We start from the raw sequence: 17464 nt of genomic DNA, 5'->3' as shown, positions 1-17464 counted from the left end.
AGAGGCATCGTCATGACCGACGTCTTCATCAACTACCGCACGGGGGACGGCGAGAAGACCGCCGCCCTGATCGACCAGGAGCTCTCGCGCCGCTTCGGAAGCGGACGGATCTTCCGGGCCTCGAAGTCCGTCGCACCCGGTCGGCCCTACCCCGACGACCTGCTGAACGGCCTGCGGCGCAGCAGCGTACTCCTGGCGGTCATCGGCCCCGACTGGACGAACTTCCGCGAGCGGCTGCGCGATCCGCAGGACTGGGTGCGCCGGGAGCTCGTCGAGGCGTTCGCCCGTGAGCTTCCGGTCGTTCCCGTACTGGACGGCCGCAAGACGGACCGGCTCAGCAAGAAGGACCTGCCCGGCGAACTGGCCCGGCTCGCAGACCTCCAGTCCATCGCGTTCAGTACACAGGACACCGGGGCCGGGCTGAAACGTCTCGGTGATGTGGTGGCCGACATGGTCCCCGGACTGCACGACCTGGACCTGGACGACGCCGCCTCGCTCGTTCCCGACTCCGTGGTGAACACGGTCGGGGACGTGAGCGGAACGGCCGTCCAGAGCCGCGACTTCACCGGAGACGTCGGCAACACCGTCGTCAAAGGCGCGGGCGGACCGGTCCACACGGGTCACGGCGACATCTACCAGAACTCCCGCCACGACTCGGGCGGACGGCACTTCTCCGGCAACGGGATGACGTACTTCGAAGGCGACCAGCACGGCGGCATCCAGCACCGCTTCGGCGAACCGGACCGGCGCGAGGACGACGTTCGGTGAGCGAGCGCAGCAGCACACGGGTCGAGGGCGCACAGGGCCCCATGCACACCGGCAGCGGCAACATGTACGTCACCGTCGGTCCTGATCTGGGGGATCCGGGCCGGCCGTCCTTCCGCCGGATCGCCGACGACCAGCTCACATGGCTGCGTCGAGTGCTGGTCGCCCCGAGCGGCATGGGCGCGGCCCGTGCCGAACTGGCCGATACCGGCACGGTGATCCTGGACGGCTTGCCCGGAAGCGGCCGGACCTCCGCGGCCCGGGTGCTCCTGCGCGAGTCTCATCGCGACTCCGGCGTCTTCCGTGAGCTCCTGCCGGGCGAGGAGGGCGAGCTGTCCCTCACGGACCCGGGTCTGGTCGGATCCGGCGACCGATTACTGCTGGATCTGTCGGCGTCCGACGCCGCTCGATGGGCTGCGGCGCGGTCCGGACTCCCCGCTCTGCGTAAAGCCGTGCACGATCAGCAGGCGCGTCTCGTGGTCGTCATGCCGCACGGCGGCGTCCTGGAATCCGACCTCCAGCGCAACCGGGTCGTGATCGATGACCCACCCGGCGTGAACGTCTTCCGGCGGCACCTGCGGATGCACGGTCTGCCGTGCGAGCAGTATCTGCGGCCCGATCCCACCGTGGACGATTTCCTCCGCGAGCGCAGGCCGATGCGGGAGATCGCGGACTTCGCCGACCTTGTCCGCCGGGCCCGCGGGGCAACGCGGGCAGGCGACGGATTCCCGCAGTGGTGCGCGACCGCGCTCAGGTCACGGGCCGACCGGCGAAACGATGTCGCCGTTCTCGTCGCACGTCTGCGGGAGAGCCCTCAGCGGGCCCTCCTGATCACCGTGGCCATGCTCCACGGCGCACACGCCGACGTCATCCACCGCGCGACCCAGCTTCTGCTGGGCGTTACCGGGTCCCCGCCCGAGGAAGTCCCGCTGCTCCAGCGCAGGGACCTCGCCGAACGTCTGACGGAGATATCCGCGGAGACCGGACCTGACGGGCATGTCCGGTTCACGGAACTGGACTACGACTCCGCGGTCCGCACCCACTTCTGGGACCACATGCCGGACCTGCGGCAGCATCTGGGCGTCTGGACCGCGCACAGCGTGGACCTGGACGGAACACACGTCACCCGGGGACTCCGCGACGGGATGGTGACCCAGCTGGCCGGACAGTATCTGCGGACGGCGCACGGGGAGGAGCTGGCATCCCTCGCCGAGGAGTGGAGCTCCACCAGCGCGAGCCGCGCCGGGCTGGAGGCGGCCGTGCAGGCGCTCACCTGCGGCCTGAACGATCCCGCGCACGGCAGGCACTTCCGCGAAAGGGTCTATCAATGGTGCGCCAACAGACGGCTCCGGGGGAAGTTCGCCCAAGTGCTCGTCCAGGTGTGCGCCGATGTCATCGCGTCGAGCCATCCCGACCAGGCCCTGCTCCGCCTCTACTACCTGGCCCGCCGCGAGCCCGACACCACGCATGCGCTCCGGGCGCTGTGCGAGCTGGTGGACACGAGCCACCGACTGCGCCGACGGTTACTGAACCGGCTCGCGGGCCCAGCACTCTCACCGGCGGAGCTCGACATCTTCCTGTCGGTTTGCGCCCCGGGGCCGCTCACCGACCCGTACGACAACGGGCGCGCGTTGGTCGAGGAGAGCGCCGTGCGGGGCGCCTTGACGGCCTGTTGGCGGGACGTACTGGGAGATCTGCCACCGAGCGGCTGGCAGTCGCAGGCCCGACGCTGGCTGCACACGGCGGCCGTCGGCGACCGCCTCGGTGGCATCCTGCTCGATGTCCTCGTCGACGCGGCCGACCGGTGCGGCAGCCGCCGGGGCGCGGCTTTCGCCGCGTTGTACGCGAGCGCCCGCGATGCCGAATGCACCGCCCCCTTCGGATCCGCGTGCGCCGCGGAGACCACTGACCTGCTGTTCCAGAAGATCTGTGCGGCGCAGGGCCTCGGCCGGCCGACCACACCGCCGCAGGCGGAATCTGCGAGGGAGACCGAATCATGACAACCGGATGCAGGACGACGACTGTCTTCCTCACCGTTCTGTGCGGGCTGCTGCTGACCATTCTGGGTCTCACGGAGCGGTGGCCGCCGTGGGCGTGGCCGGTCCTGGCCGTGGTCCTCGGCGCCGCGCCGGCCGCGGCCTTCAGGATCGCCGCGCGCCGTCGCGGGCCCACGCGGATCACGTTCGAGGAGCAGCTCACCGCGGCTCCTGTCGAGCGCAGGGAACACCATGTCAGCCGTATTGCCCTGCCCAGTCACTGGCCAGATTACGACTTCCTGATCTCAGCGACCGTTCGCTGGTACCCCTTCGACACATCCGACGACGATCCCGTGCTCAACCCGGCGGGCCTCGCGGTCGAAGCGGTGCTGGACCGGGCCCGTGGGATCACCGAGTGGCGCGAGCCCGGCCGGGTGTCGCTCGTGCAGCACGAGCTGAGCGGTGCGCTCAGCCGGATGCGTCCGGACAGCACCGGACACCTCCAGGCGATGGCGGAGAACGTGACGCTCACCCTGCACGAGCACGACCAGGAGCGCCTGGACAGACTCGCCGGAGTGCGCAAGGACAAGGCGGTCTGGGAGCACCAGCGCAAGTACGAACAGAGCAAGCGCAAGTACTTGGGTGAGGACGTGCTCAAGGACACCGGCAGTGCGGTGGTGTGGTGGCTCGCCAAGAACGATGATCATGTGGAGAAGACCGTGGCCGACCTTGGCCTTCTTGCCCGGCTCGCGTCCGCGGCCAACGACACCGACGTCCCTGACCGGCTGCGCGATCTGATTCCCGGGCAGCGCGGGGACGCGGAGTTCCGGGAGTTGCTGGAGGGGCGGAGCGCTCCCTTCGAAGCGCCGCCGACGGCCGCGGACCTTCTCGCGGACGGGCTGAACGCGCTGGACTTTCCCGACGGGGATCCCCGTCGGGCGATCCTGGCGAAACAGATGGCCGAAGTCATCCGGACTCAGGATCAGCACGAGACGGCTGACGAGGTGCTGAGCCGATTCGGCCCGCAGGCTACGTTCACACCGGACGCTACGGACCCGGCCCCGGACTCCCCCGACGGCGGGGCCGGTACGACGTTCACGGCACGGCCTCGGGAGGAGAACGATGACCGCTGAGCCGGCCGCTCTCGCCGCCGCGGGAGCAACCACCCTGGTCTCGCTCATGGTCACCGACGCCTGGGCGCAGGCGCGTCAGCTCGTCGGCCGGCTCGTCGCACGCGGCTCGTCGGACGGTGCCCCGGTCGCGGAGCTGGACGCCGGACGGGCCACACTGCTCGCAGCCGACGCCCGCGACCGCGCGCGGGCCACCCGGGAGATCACCGCCCAGTGGCACATCCGCCTGCACGAGCTGCTGCGGACCGGCGCCGTCACCGGGAACGATCTGGGCGAACTGCTGGCCTCGCTTCAGCGGATCACGGACACCGCCGGGCCGGGCCCGGTCACCGTTCACAACAGCATCACCGGTGGTGTGCACGAGGGCCCGGTGATTCAGTCGGGACACATCACCGGACTCACCCTCCACATCCGGGATCCGGCCGCCTCGGTGCCGGACAGCGGCCTCAGGACTTCTCCGGAGCCCCCCTCCTGACCCCCGTCCCGGGCAGTCTCGTCGCACCCGCCGCCGCGAACAGGCAGCAGCCGAGGACCCACCAGAAGGTGTCGGCGAACGCGGCGGGGATGTCGGGGCCCCGGGCGGAGAGGCGGTTCTGCAGGACCACCGCGAGGGCGGCGGTGCCGATCGAGCCGCCGACCGTGTTGAGCAGGTTGAGCGCGCCGGAGGCGCGTGGGAGGTGTTCGGGTTCGATGCGGCTGTAGACGATGTTCATCACGGGTGCGCCGACCATGGCCATGCCGAAACCGCGGACCGCGAGGGTTGCGGCGACCGCCGCGTCCGGGAGGCCGTGGTGGAGCTGGGTGAAGGGGGCGGTGCCGGCGAGGATCAGCACGATGCCGGTGACCACCAGGGTCCTGGGGGCGACCTTGGTGATGGTGCGGGTGACCAGGACCGATCCGGCCGCCGCCCCGAGTCCCTGTGGCGCGAGGAGTAGTCCGGCCGCCCAGGCCGACATACCTCGGCCGGTCTGGAAGTAGAGCGGGAGCAGGAACATCGTGCCGAACACCGACGCACCCAGGACGAGCAGGGCGACGGCGGCGGCGCCGAAGGGGGGTCTGGTGAAGAGGCGGGGGTCGATCAGGGGTGTGCGGCGGGTCCGCAGGCCGTGCACGGTGAACGCGGCGAGCATCGCCAGCCCCGCGCAGGCACCGGCGGTGGCGGGGACGGCGCGGCCGTGGGCGACCTCGGTGAGGCCGAACACCAGCACGGCCAGGCCGGGTGAGAGCAGCAGGGCCCCGCGCAGGTCGAACGGAGTCCGCCGGTTGGCCGGGGGCGCCGCCGGCACGTAGCGGCGGGCCAGCAGGGCGGCGGTCAGACCGATCGGCAGGTTGACCAGGAACAGCCACGGCCAGGGCGCCACGGAGAGGATCGAGCCACCCGCCAGCGGGCCGAACACCGGTGACAGCAGCGGGACGACCGCGACGACGCTGATCACCCGCCCGGTACGGCCGGGGCCCGCGACGCGGGCCAGCAGCGCCTGCCCGGTCGCGGGCAGCAGGCCGCCGCCGAGGCCCTGGATCACCCGGAACACGATCAGACTGGTCACCGACCAGGCCGACGCGCAGAGCACCGAGCCGAGCAGGAAGACGACCACGGCGGCGAGCCACGTCCGCCTGCCGCCGAACCGGTCGGCCAGCCAGCCGGACGCGGGCACGGCGGCGACCACGGCCAGCAGGTAGGCGGTGGTGACCCACTGGATCCCGGCGACGGACACGTCGAACTCGTCGGTGAGACGCTCGATTCCGACGCTGACGATCGTGGCGTCCAGGGTCGCCATGAAGGTGCCGAGCACCAGGATGAAGGCGATCCGCAGCAGTTCCCGGTCGGCCCGCTCTTGCGGCGGTGCGGCGTTCGCGCTCATCGGCCCGCCAGAAGGCCGAGCACGTCGTCGTCGAGGTGCTCCTCCATGCCGCGGAGCAGGTCGAGCAGTTCCGCCGCGAGTCCGGGGGCGGTGATCCGGCGGGCGAGCACTCCGGTCCAGCCGTCGCCGTCCGGCATGACGGTCAGGGTCACCGGGTGGTGGGTGGCCTCGCGGAAGCGGGTTCCGACGACGGTGAGCCCGGGGGCGGGTTCGCGGAGGCGGTCCGGGTCGACGGGGTAGTTCTCGAACACCACCATGCTGTCGAACAGCCTGCGCCGGCCGGTCAGCCGTTCCAGGTCGGACAGGGGTACGTGGTGGTGCTCGATCAGCGCCCGCTGCCGGGACTGCAGCCGGGTGAGCGTCTGCGCGAGGGTGCCGTCGAGCCGGGCGCGTACCGGCACGGTGTTGGCCAGCAGCCCGATGATCTCCTCGACGCCCTCCAGCTCCGGCGGGCGGCAGGACACCATCGCGCCGAAGCAGACGTCCGCGCGACCGGAGCGGCGGGCGAGCAGTACCGCCCAGGCGCCCTGGACCAGCGTGTTCGGGGTGAGTCCACGCCGGGCGGCGAGCCGGGTGAGACCGGCCACCAGCTCCGCGTCGAACTCGATGACCTCGGGTTCCTGCCAGGCCGGGCCCGGCTGTCCGCCGTCCAGGTAGTCGCCCTCGGGCAGGCCTTCGAGTTCGGCCGCCCAGGCGTCGAGGCCGGGCTCGTGCTCGGCGCACCAGCGCAGGTAGCCGGCGAACGGGACGGGGGCCGGCAGCTCCGGGGCCGTGCCGCGCACCCTCGCCGAGTACAGGGCGAAGAGTTCGGTGAGGATGCGCGGGGCCGACCAGCCGTCGGAGAGTACGTGATGGCTGGTCAGGACCAGGTCGGCGCGTTCGGGTCCGCGCCGGATCACGGTGAGCCGCAGGAGCGGGCCGCGGGCGAGGTCGAACGGTTCGGCGAGGTCGGCCGCCAGCACCTCGTCCACGGGTCCGTCGGACACCCGGAAGTCCGGCCGGGGCGACTGCGGGATCACCGCCAGGTCGGCGGGGAACACGGCGGCGAGGTTCGGATGGCGTTCCAGCAGATCGGAGCCCGCGGCGCGCAGGGCGTCGAGGTCGAGCGGGCCGGCGAGGGAGAACGACGACTGGACGGTGTACGGGTCGGGCCGCTCGGTGCGCGAGTGCCGCAGCATCACCTCCTGCAACGGGGTCAGTGGCTGCATGTCGGCGGCCGGGCGGCCGTCGTCAAGTGCGTCGCTCCCGGAGGCGGCCGCGAGGCGCAGGAGCGCGGCCCTGAGGTGCCCGGCCAGTTCCTCGGCCTCGGCGTCGGTGAACAGCGCGGACGGCCAGGTGATCCGGATCCCGAGCGCGTCGTCGCGTACCAGGGCGTTGACCATCAGGCTGTACGGCAGGGGCATCGCGTCGGAGCCGTTGGAGCCGAGCGGGCCGGCGTCCGGGGGTGCCTGCCAGGGCGTCTCCCGGTCCGGGGCGCCGGGGTAGCGGCCGAGGTAGTTCCAGGCGATCTCCGGTTCCACGGGGTCCAGCAGGCCCGCCGAGGTGAGGATGGAGTGGCCGAGGCCGTCGCCCTGGGCGCGCAGCCGCTCCCTGACGGCCTTCACGTCGTCGCCCGCTTCGAGCCTGACGGGGTGGATGGCGGTGAACCAGCCGACGGTCTGGGAGAGGTCGACGTGCCGTGGCCGGCCGTGGCTCTCCAGCGCGACCAGTACCTCCGGTGTGCCGCGCCAGTCCCGTACGGCCTGGGCGAGCGCCGTCAGCAGTACGGCGTCCGGCGTGGTGCGGTGGGCGGCCGGCAGGGTGGTGATCAGGGCGCGGGTCGGTTCGGCGTCGAGCCGGATCTCGTGGTGCCTCGCGGTGGCCACGGTGTCGCGGGCGGGGTCGAGGGTGCGGGTGAGCGCCGGGGTGGCGGCCATCCGCCGCCAGTGCGGGAGTTCGGCGCTCCGGTCCGCCTCGCGCAGTGATCGCGCCCAGCCGAGGAAGGACTGGCCGTGCCGGGTCGGCGTCCCGCCGGAGTGGACGTGCTCCAGGTCGTCCAGCAGGATGCGCCAGGACACTCCGTCGACGATCAGGTGATGGGCGATCAGGAGGAGGCGGCCCGGCCGGCCGGGTCCGGCGTCCAGCCACACCGCGCGCAGCAGCGGACCGGTGCGCGGGTCCATCGCCTCTCGGGCCGCGGCGATCGCGTTGTCGGCCGGGGCGCGCAGGTCGCCGGAGGCCGGTACGCGGGTGAGTACGTCGGCGGCGGTCACCGCGCCGGCCGGCGGGATGTGCAGCGTGTCGCCGGACAGGTGGGCCCGCAGTACGTCGTGGCGGGTCAGCAGCGCGTCGAGCACGGAACGCCAGGCCGTCTCGTCGCCGCCCGGCGGGACGCAGACCTCGACCCACTGGCAGAATCCGTCGGCCGCCGTTCCTGCCCGGCGCAGCAGGTCGCGCATGACCGGGGTCAGCGGGGCATCGCCGGTCGTGGGGGCCTGTCCGGCATCGAGGGCGGCGGCGCGCTCCGCGATCCCGGCGACCGTCTCCCCCTCGAACACGTCCTTGGCGGTCAGGCCGAGTCCCTGGCGGCGGGCCCGCGAGACCACTTGCAGCGAGACGATGCTGTCCCCGCCGATGGCGAAGAAGTCGTCGTCGGGGCCGATGTCATCGGTGCCGAGGACGTCGCGGAACACGCCGAGCAGGATGGCTTCGGCCCGGGTCGCGGGTTCGCGCCGGGCGGCCGCACCGGTCCCGGGGGCCGGCAGTGCCGCGGAGTCGAGCTTGCCGCTGGGGCTCAGCGGCAGCCGGTCGAGCGGCACGAGGGCGGTCGGCACCATGTGGTCGGGCAGTTCCCGGGCCAGGTACGCACGAACCTGCGCGGTATCGAGGTCGGCGTCGTCGGTGGGGATGACGTAGCCGACGAGCCTGCCCTCGCGGACGATGACGGCGCAGGCGCGCACGTCGGGGTGGCCGGTCAGGGTGGACTCGATCTCGCCCAGTTCGACTCGGAAGCCTCGGATCTTGATCTGGTGGTCGGCGCGGCCCAGGAACACCAGCTGTCCGTCCGGCCGCCACCGCACCAGGTCGCCGGTGCGGTACATGCGTTCGCCGGGCGGGCCGAACGGGTCTGCGACGAACGCGGCGGCGGTCAGGCCGGGGCGGCCGAGGTAGCCGCGGGCCAGGCTCGGCCCGGCGAGGTAGAGCTCACCCGTCACGCCGGTGCCGGCCGGCTGGAGTCCGCCGTCGAGAACGTAGGCACGGACGTTGGGGTCGGGGCGGCCGATCGGCAGCGGTCCGGTGTCGTCCGGGTCGTACTGCCAGGTCACGGAGTTGATGGTGACCTCGGTCGGACCGTAGGCGTTGAACAGCGCCCGGCGGCCCTCGCCCCAGCGTCGCGCCAGCTCGGGATCGAGGCGTTCGGCGCCGACGACGAAGAAGACGTCGGGGCCGACCGTGCGGTCATCGGGCATCGCGGCCAGGAACGACGGCAGCAGGTTCACTCCGGTGACCCGGTGCTCGGTGATGTAGTCGAGCAGCTCGTCGCCGGGGACCCGTACCTCTTCGGGGGCGATCACGGACGTGCCGCCGGAGAGCAGCGGCACCATGGTCTGCCAGAACGCGACGTCGAAGCCGGTCGAGGCGAAGTGCAGGTAGCGGTCGTGCTCGGTGACGCCGACGACGTCCTCCTGGAGGGCGATCAGGTCGGGTACGCCACGGTGGGTGACGCCGACACCCTTGGGACGTCCGGTGGTTCCGGAGGTGTAGATGACGTAAGCGAGGGCGTCCTCGGTGAGCCGGGCGCGGGCCTCGGCCGGGTCGGTGCCGGGGACGGACGCGAGGGTGGCCGGGTCGTCCAGGCGCAGGACCGGGACGTCGCGGTCGACGGGCAGTGCGGCGCCGGTGGTCACGACGGCCGCCGGGGCCATGTCGTCGAACATGTGAGCCAGCCGCTCGCGCGGGTAGCTCTCGTCCATCGGTACGTACACGGCACCGGCCTTGGCCACGCCGAAGAGTGCGACGGTCATCTCGATGTCGCGTCCGAGCAGGACGGCGACGGGGTCCTGGGGCCGTACCCCGTGTGCGATCAGTGCCCGCGCCAGGCGGTTGGCCTGCCGGTCCAGTTCCTCGTAGCTCAGGCTGCGGTCGCGGCAGACCAGCGCCTCGGCGGCGGGCCTGCGCCGCACCCAGCCGGCGAACTCCTCGAGCCAGTGGCCTCGTTGCCTGACGGGTACGGCGTCGGCGCCGGTGCGCAGCATCTGTGCCCGCTCGTCGGCGTCGAGCACGGGGAGGCGGAGTGCGGGGCGTGCCGGGTCGGCGACGATCTCGGTCAGGAGGTTGCGCAGCCAGCGGCCGTAGTCGCGCACGGTCTGCGCGGTGAAGGCGCGCGGCTGGTAGCCGAGGCCGATGGTGATCTCCTCGTCCGGGATCACGATGACGGTGAGGGCGTAGTGGGTGGCGTCGGTGATGTCCACGCCGGCGAGGTCGAGGCCGGGGGTGAGCGGGGTGCGCTTGCGGCTGGAGAGCGGGAAGTTCTCCATGACGAGCATCGTGTCGAACAGTTCTCCAACGCCCAGGGCTCGCTGGATGCCGGGCAGTCCCACGTGGTGGTGCTCGGCCAGGGCGACGCTCTCGGCGTGTACCTGGGCCATCAGGGCGGCCGCAGTCTGGTCCTGGGTGTGCCGGACGCGTACCGGGATCGTGGTGCCGAGCTGGCCGATCATCGACTCGACGCCGTCGACCTCGGCGGGCCGCCCGGAGACCGGGCAGCCGAACACGACGTCGCGTCGGCCGGTGAGCCGGCCCAGCAGCAGGCCCCACGCCGTCTGGAGCACGGTCGTCAGGGTGACGCCCCGGTCGCGGGCGAACGCGCGGAGCCGGTCGCTGAATTCGGCGCCCAGCGCGACGGTTTCGCGGCCGGGCCGCTCGACGCCGGACTCGACGCCGGCGGGGGCCAGCCTCGTCGCGCCGTCCACGCCGGCCAGCGCGTCCCGCCAGGCGGCGAGTGACGCTTCCCGGTCGCGGCCGGCCAGCCAGCGGAAGTACTCGGACAGGGGTGGGGAGGCCGGTGCGGCGGGGCCGCCGCTCAGTTCGGCGTAGAGGGCGAGCAGGGTGCGGCCGACCAGCGGCATCGACCAGCCGTCCAGCAGGGCGTGGTGGTTGGTGATCACCAGCTTGTGCTCGGCGGGCCCGACGCGGGAGAGCAGGAAGCGGATCAGCGGCGGCGTGGCCGGGTCGAAGGGGCGCTCCAGATCGGCGCGGGCTGCTTCGGGGAACCGGTCGTCCTGCCGCCATTCCAGGGCGACTTCGGCGGGGATGACCTGGACCACGTCGTCCCCGGCGGTGCCCAGGTACACCCGCAGGGCGGGGTGGCGGCGCAGCAGTTCGCGGGCGGCCTCGGCCATCCGGCCGGGGTCCAGTTCGCCGGCCAGGGTGGTGACGGCCTGGACGACGTAGACGTCGGTGTCCTGCTCGTCGCGGACCAGGGTATGGAAGGAGAGCCCGACCTGGAGCGGGGTGGCGGGCAGCATGTCGGCGATGGGGCCGGTGCGTTCGAGGGCGTCGATCGCGGGCTGGTCGAGGCCGACGAGTGGGAGGTCGGACGGGGTGAGCCCGCTCCCGGTGTGCAGCGCGTGCGCGGCCAGCGCGTCCAGGGCGGCGGCCCAGGACTCCTGGAGGGCCGTCACGGCGGCGGCGCCGAGCACTCCGGTCGCGGCGGTCCACTCGACGGCGAGCCGGGGCGCGGGCTCCTCGTGGACGAAGCAGTTGAGGGCCAGGATCTGTTCCAGGGCCTTGGCTCCGGGCTCGGTCACCGAGAAGGCGTCGCGCTCCGGCAGGCGCCAGCCGGTGGCGGCCAACGGGGTGAACCTGCCGAGGTAGTTCAGCAGGACGTCCGGTGGCGGGGTGGCGGCCAGCGCGGGGCCGGCCTCCGGGTCGAGGTGGCGCAGGACGCCGTAGCCGACGCCGCTGTCGGGGACGCCGCGGCGGGCCTCCTTGGCTGCGCGCAGGGCCTGACCGACGTCGTCGGACGCGGGGACGCGCACCGGGTACTCGCTGGTGAACCAGCCGACCGTGCGGGCCAGGTCGAGGTGTTCTCGGCCGTGGCCCTCCATCGAGACGGTCAGCGCGTCGTCCCGCACGCCCCAGCCGCGCAGGGCGAGCACGAGTGCGGCGAGCAGCACCTCGTCGACACCGGCGCGGTAGGCGGCTGGCAGCGTGGTCAGGAGCGCCTCGGTGGCCTCGGCGGAGGCGACGGTGACCGAGCGGTGGGCGGTGGAGACGGTGTCCCTGGCGGGGTCCAGCGGCCGGGTGCCGAGCCGGGTCGCGGAGGCGAGCGCGGTGCGCCAGTGGTCGAGTTCGCCGCGCCGCGCGCCGGATTCGCCCTGCTCGGCGAGGAGTGCGGCGTGCCGCCGCCAGGACGACCCGACGGGTTCGAGGGCGCCGCCGGTGCAAGCCGTGTGCAGGTCGGGGAGCAGGATGCGCCAGGAGACGCCGTCCATGGCGAGGTGGTGCACGACGACGACCAGCCGGTCCGGGGTGTCCTCGCCGGTACGCAGCAGGGCCGCCCGCAGCAGGTCGCCGGAGCCCGGGTCGAGTTCGGCCGCCAGCCGCTCCGCCAGCGCGGTCACGTCCTGGCCCCGCACCTCGTGGACGACGGGCCGGACCGTGCCGCGCGGGAGGATCTCCAGTCCTTCGGCGACCCGCAGGCGCAGTGCGTCGTGGTGGTCGAGCACGGCCTGTACGCCGGTGACCAGGTCGTGGCGGGCGAGTTCGTCGACGTGCAGTGCGGTCCACTGGGCGTATCCGGCGACGGTGGCGGTGTCGGGGTGCGGGTCGAGCAGGCCGCGCACGATCGGCGGCGCGGGCACCGGACCGACCGGGTCGTCCGCCTCCTCGGGCGCTCGGGTCACCGGTTCGGCCGCGGCCGCCAGCGCGGCGAAGGTGCGGCGGGCCAGCAGGTCCCGGGGGCGCAGCACGAGGCCCGCCGCCCGCAGCCGGCTGCTGACGGTGATCGCGGTGATGCTGTCGCCGCCGAGGGCGAAGAAGTCGTCGTCCACGCGGACGCGTTCGACGTCCAGCACCTCGGCGAGGACCGCGCACAGCAGGCGCTCGGGTTCGGTGCGGGGTTCGCGGCCCCCGCCGCCGGGCAGCACGGGCGCGGGCAGGGCGGCGCGGTCGAGCTTGCCGTTGGGGGTGACCGGCAGCCGGTCCAGCACCACGACCGCCGCGGGCACCATGTGCTCGGGGAGCCGTTCGGCCAGGTGGGCACGGGCCGCGTCCGGGGTGAGCGTGTCGGAGACGATGTAGCCGGTCAGCCGGGACGAGCGCACTCCGGCGGCTGCCGCGGTGACCCCGGGCAGTGCGGCGAGCGCCGCCTCCACCTCGCCGGTCTCCACCCGGTGGCCGCGGATCTTGACCTGTCCGTCGCCCCGGCCCCGGTACTCCAGGCCCCGGCCGGGCACCCACCGGGCGAGGTCGCCGGTGCGGTACATGCGTGCGCCTGGGGCGCCGAACGGGTCGGCCACGAAGCGTTCGGCGGTCGCCCCGGACATGCCGAGGTAGCCGCGTGCGAGGTGCGGACCGGCCAGGTAGAGCTCGCCCGCCGTGCCGTGCGGGACCGGCTGCAGCGCGCTGTCCAGGACGTAGGTCCGGGTGCCGGCGAGCGGGTGGCCGATCGTCGGCTCGTCGCCCTCGATCCGTGCGGTGGTGCTGTCCACGGTGGCCTCGGTCGGCCCGTAGATGTTGCGTGCGGTGACGCCGGATTCGGTGACGCGTCGCCACAGTGCGCGCGCGGTGGCCTCGCCGCCGAGGACCAGGAGCGTGGGGCTCAGGTCCAGCAGCCCGGCCTCGATCAGCGGTGCGGCCATCGACGGGGTGGTGTCCACGACGTCGATGCCGTCGTGGGCGCAGGCGGCGAGCAGCGCCTCGGCGTCGCGGGCGGTCTCGGTGTCGTAGACGTGCAGTTGGTGCCCGCACAGCAGCCACACCAAGTGGTCGAAGGCGGAGTCGAAGGCGAACGAGTAGATGTGCGCGACGCGCAGTTGCCTGCCGGCGGCGCGCTCTGCCTCGGCCACGACGGTGGAGCGCTGGTGGTGCAGCAGCGAGGCCAGTCCGCCGGCCCGGCCGAGTACGCCCTTGGGACGTCCGGTCGAGCCGGAGGTGTGGATGACGTAGGCGAGGTGCTCGGGGTGGCGGGGTCCGGCCAGTTCACCGGCCGTCAGGGGGGTGCCGGAGAGCCGGGCCGCCTCGTCGAGCAGGGTCTCCCACGGCAGTCCTTCGGTCGCGCCGGCGGTCAGCACCAGGGCGGGGCGGGTGTCCTCGATCAGGTCGCGCAGCCGCTCGGGCGGGTGTGCGGCGTCCAGCGGCAGGAACGCGGCGCCCGCGTCCAGTACGGCCAGCAGGGCGACCACCGAGTCGGCCGAGCGGGGCAGCGCGAGTGCCACCACGTCGTCGGGGCCGATCCCGCGGGCCCGCAGCGCTCGGGCCACCCGGTGCACCCGGCCGGCCAGGTCCGCGGCGGTCAGCCGGTCCTCACCGCAGACCAGGACGGTCCGCCCGGGGCCGGCGGCGGTCATCGCGGCAAACGCGGCCGGCAGGTCCGGCGGGGTGCCGGGCAGGGCGGGCGGGCACCACTGGCCGGGCAGCCGGTCCGCGTCGCCGGTCAGGGCGATCCGGCCGACGGGCTGTCCGTCGGTCAGCCCCGAGAGCAGGGCGAGGAGCCCGGACAGCAGGGCGTCGACGGCGGCCCGGTCCCTGGAGCGGGCGTCGACCTCGAAGCCGAGCAGCAGCCCGCCGTCCCGGGTCGGCAGGACGCTCAGGCCCATGTCCTCCGGCGGTCCGCCCGCGACGTTGCGCATCGCGCCGCCGGCCCCGGCGAAGTCGAGCGCCAGGTCGAAGGCCTTGAGGTTGATTCCGCGTCCGTGCAGCAGCGCGCCCGCGCCGGGTGCTCCGAGGTCCCTGGGCAGGTCCTCGCCCCGGTAGCGCTGGTGCTCCCGCATCTCGCGCATGGCGGCGGCGACCCGGCGGCTCAGCTCCCCCAGTCCGTCTCCGCCCCGCACGGCGACCCGTAGCGGCAGTACGTTGACGGACATGGCGGGGGTGCGCAGCTCGGCCGAGCCGGCCCGGCACATCAGCGGCAGCGCGAACACCAGGTCGGTGCGGCCGAGCATGCGGTGCAGGAAGGCGGCGTAGCAGGCGATCAGCGCCTCGCCCCAGGCGACGCCCTCCCGGCCGGCGAAGGCGCGCAGCCGGGCGGTCTCCTCGGGGGCGACGACGGCGCGGGCGGTCAGCGTCCGGACGGGCCCTGCACCGGCGGGCGCCGGGGCCGAGGCCCCGTGGGCGTCGTCGAGTTCGGGCAGCGGGGTGAACCGCTCGACCCAGTACGCGCGGTCCTCCGTGAACCGGTCGCTCTCCCGGTAGGCCCGGTCGGCGGCCACGAGGTCCGCGAACCTGCCGAACGTCGACCTGGACGGCTCCGTCCCGCGCACCAGGGCGGTGTAGCGGACGGCGGTGCGCCGGGCGAGCATCGCGGCGGTGTAGCCGTCGAAGACGAGATGGTGGCCGAGCTGGGTGTACCAGACCTCGTGCTCGGACAGCCTGATGACGGTACGTGCGTAGAGCACCCGGTCCACCATCCCCCGGCATGCCTCGCCCGCCCGCGCCCGCTCGGCCTCGACGAGCTCCTGGGCCGCGGCGGCGGGATCGGCCGCGCCGCTGACGTCGACCACCTCGGGCAGCGCCACGGGTTCCGCGCTCACCGCCTGGCGCGGCCCGTCCGGGGTGTCGTACACCCGCAGCCGCAGGGTCTCGGCCTCCTCGGTGGTGGCGCGGACCGCCTCGGCCAGCGCGTCCGCGTCGACCGGCCCGGTGCCGGATATCTCCACCACGTCGCCGACCACGTAGTACGGCGATTCGGGCTCCAGGCGCTGCGCGTTCCAGATTCCCGACTGGGCGCCGGTCAGGGCGAGAAGGCCGTCCGAGGGCGCGCTTGCGGTGCTCAACTTACTCTCCTTGAAGTGTGGGTACGACCATCGGCGTGCCGGTCACGGGGTCGGGGACGATGACGCTCGGCAGGTCGAACACGTCCTTGATCAGCCCGGCGTCCACGATGTCCCCGGGGACGCCCTCGGCGACCACCCGGCCGTCCTTCATGGCGACCAGGTGGTCGGCGAACCGGCAGGCCTGGTTGATGTCGTGCAGGACGGCGACCACCGTGCGGCCCTCGTCGCGCAGCCTGGCGAGCAGTCCGAGCAGCTGGTACTGGTGGGTGATGTCGAGGAACGACGTCGGTTCGTCGAGCAGCAGGCAGGACGTCTGCTGGGCGAGCACCATGGCTATCCAGACCCGTTGGCGCTGTCCGCCGGAAAGCTCCTGCACGGGGCGGTCGTGCAGGTCCTCGACGCCGGCGGCGGCCATCGCCCCGGTGACGGCGGCCTCGTCCTCGGCGGACCACAGGGCCAGCATCGACTGGTGCGGGAACCTGCCTCGCCCCACCAGCCGGCGGACCTTGATGTCGTCGGGTGCCAGGGGGTCCTGCGGCAGGAAGCCGAGCTCTCTGGCCAGGGCCTTGGTCGCGTAGCCGCCGACGTCGCGGCCGTCGAGTTCCACCTGCCCCGAGTCGGGGCGCAGCAGCCGCACCAGCGCGCTCAACAGGGTCGACTTACCGCAGGCGTTGGGGCCGACGATGGCGGTGAACGCGCCGTCGGGGATGTCTAGGCTCAGCCGTGTGGACACGACGCGTTCTCCGTAGCGCAGGGTGATCTCCCGCGCTTTCAGGCGTGCGGTCACGCGCGCCTCACCTCCTTGGTCAGCAGCCAGATCAGATAGCAGCCGCCGATCGCGGTGCTCACCACGCCGACGGGCAGCGCGACGGGCGCCAGCAGCATCTGGGCGATCAGGTCGGCGCCCTGGAGCAGGACCGCCCCGGTCAGGGCGGCCGGGAGCAGCGGTATGCCGGCAGCGCCCGCGAGCCGGCGGCCGATCTGCGGGGCGGCCAGGGCGATGAAGGCGATCGGGCCGGCCACGGCGGTCACCGTGGCGGTGCAGCCGACGCCCACCAGCACCATCAGCAGCCGCAGCCGGCCGAGGCCGACTCCGGTGGTCACGGCGATCGCGTCGCCGAGCGAGGCCTGGTGCATGGAGTGCGACCAGGCCGCCATCAGGGCCAGCAGCACGGCGATCACCGTGAACGGGATCCCCAGGTCGGGCCAGCCCACGCCGTTGAGAGAACCGGCGCTCCAGCCGACGGCGGCGATCGCCACCTCCAGTTCGGCGCGCAGCACGATCCACGAGTTGATCGCGGTCACCATGGCGTTGAACGCGATACCGATGACCACCAGCCGCAGCCCGGAGAAGCCGCTGCGCAGCGAGAGCAGGTAGATGGCGGCCGCGACGAGCAGTCCGCCGAGCACCGAGCCGGTGGCCAGTTGCGCGGATGTGCCGGACAGCACGGTCATGGCGACCAGCGCGCCGGTGTAGGCACCGGCGTCGAGGCCGATCACGTCCGGGCTGCCCATCGGGTTGCGGGTGAGGTTCTGGAAGATCGCCCCCGCGACTCCGAGGGCGGCGCCGAACACCAGCCCGGCCAGTACCCGCGGCAGCCGCCAGTCCCGGATGACCACGGAGTGGTCCGCCCCGCTGAGCACCGCGAACACCTTGCCCGGGGAAGACCATGACGCCCCGTAGCAGAGCCCGAGCAGGCCGAGGGCGAGCATCAGGGCCGCCATCACAGCGACGAGTACCACCGTGCGGCGTT

General features: G+C 73.2%; 8 protein-coding genes. 4 read left to right on the top strand and 4 right to left on the bottom strand.

From position 1 onward, the window contains the following. Positions 1–12: 12 nt before the first annotated feature. Genes EDD93_RS30155 through EDD93_RS30135 form a run of 4 tightly spaced genes read left to right on the top strand, consistent with a single transcriptional unit; the run spans position 13 to position 4346 of the window. Positions 13–768: a toll/interleukin-1 receptor domain-containing protein gene (locus EDD93_RS30155; RefSeq protein WP_123528646.1), complete on the top strand. Its 756-nt coding sequence runs from the start codon at positions 13–15 to the stop codon at positions 766–768. Continuing rightward, positions 765–2765, top strand: a complete 2001-nt coding sequence (locus EDD93_RS30150) for a hypothetical protein (RefSeq protein ID WP_123528645.1) — start codon at positions 765–767, stop codon at positions 2763–2765. Before EDD93_RS30155 ends, EDD93_RS30150 begins: the two co-directional genes overlap by 4 nt. Beyond that, positions 2762–3874, top strand: coding sequence for a hypothetical protein (locus EDD93_RS40465; protein ID WP_260255996.1), 1113 nt, complete (start codon positions 2762–2764; stop codon positions 3872–3874). Before EDD93_RS30150 ends, EDD93_RS40465 begins: the two co-directional genes overlap by 4 nt. Continuing rightward, positions 3864–4346, top strand: a complete 483-nt coding sequence (locus EDD93_RS30135; RefSeq protein ID WP_185092567.1) for a hypothetical protein — start codon at positions 3864–3866, stop codon at positions 4344–4346. The genes EDD93_RS40465 and EDD93_RS30135 overlap by 11 nt, the downstream gene beginning before the upstream one ends. Here EDD93_RS30135 and EDD93_RS30130 read toward each other — a convergent pair. Genes EDD93_RS30130 through EDD93_RS30115 form a run of 4 tightly spaced genes read right to left on the bottom strand, consistent with a single transcriptional unit; the run spans position 4318 to position 17435 of the window. Next, a complete protein-coding gene (locus EDD93_RS30130; protein WP_123528644.1) occupies positions 4318–5733 on the bottom strand; it encodes a DHA2 family efflux MFS transporter permease subunit in 1416 nt (471 codons plus the stop codon). The genes EDD93_RS30135 and EDD93_RS30130 overlap by 29 nt on opposite strands. After that, positions 5730–15710 (bottom strand): non-ribosomal peptide synthetase, encoded by a 9981-nt coding sequence (locus EDD93_RS30125; RefSeq protein WP_123528643.1) that lies wholly within the window; start codon positions 15708–15710, stop codon positions 5730–5732. The genes EDD93_RS30130 and EDD93_RS30125 overlap by 4 nt, the downstream gene beginning before the upstream one ends. A gap of 1 nt (position 15711) precedes the next feature. Next, positions 15712–16497 carry an ABC transporter ATP-binding protein gene (locus tag EDD93_RS30120; RefSeq protein WP_123528642.1) on the bottom strand — a complete coding sequence of 262 codons (786 nt, stop codon included), beginning with the start codon at positions 16495–16497 and terminating at the stop codon, positions 15712–15714. Continuing rightward, positions 16494–17435: an iron chelate uptake ABC transporter family permease subunit gene (locus EDD93_RS30115; RefSeq protein ID WP_123529436.1), complete on the bottom strand. Its 942-nt coding sequence runs from the start codon at positions 17433–17435 to the stop codon at positions 16494–16496. The genes EDD93_RS30120 and EDD93_RS30115 overlap by 4 nt, the downstream gene beginning before the upstream one ends. Between the last annotated feature and the right edge of the window lie 29 nt (positions 17436–17464).

This window comes from Streptomyces sp. 840.1 (assembly GCF_003751445.1).
GTDB lineage: Bacteria > Actinomycetota > Actinomycetes > Streptomycetales > Streptomycetaceae > Streptomyces.
The sequence above is the reverse complement of the archived record's forward strand: the minus strand, read 5'-3'. Positions and strand labels throughout refer to the sequence as shown.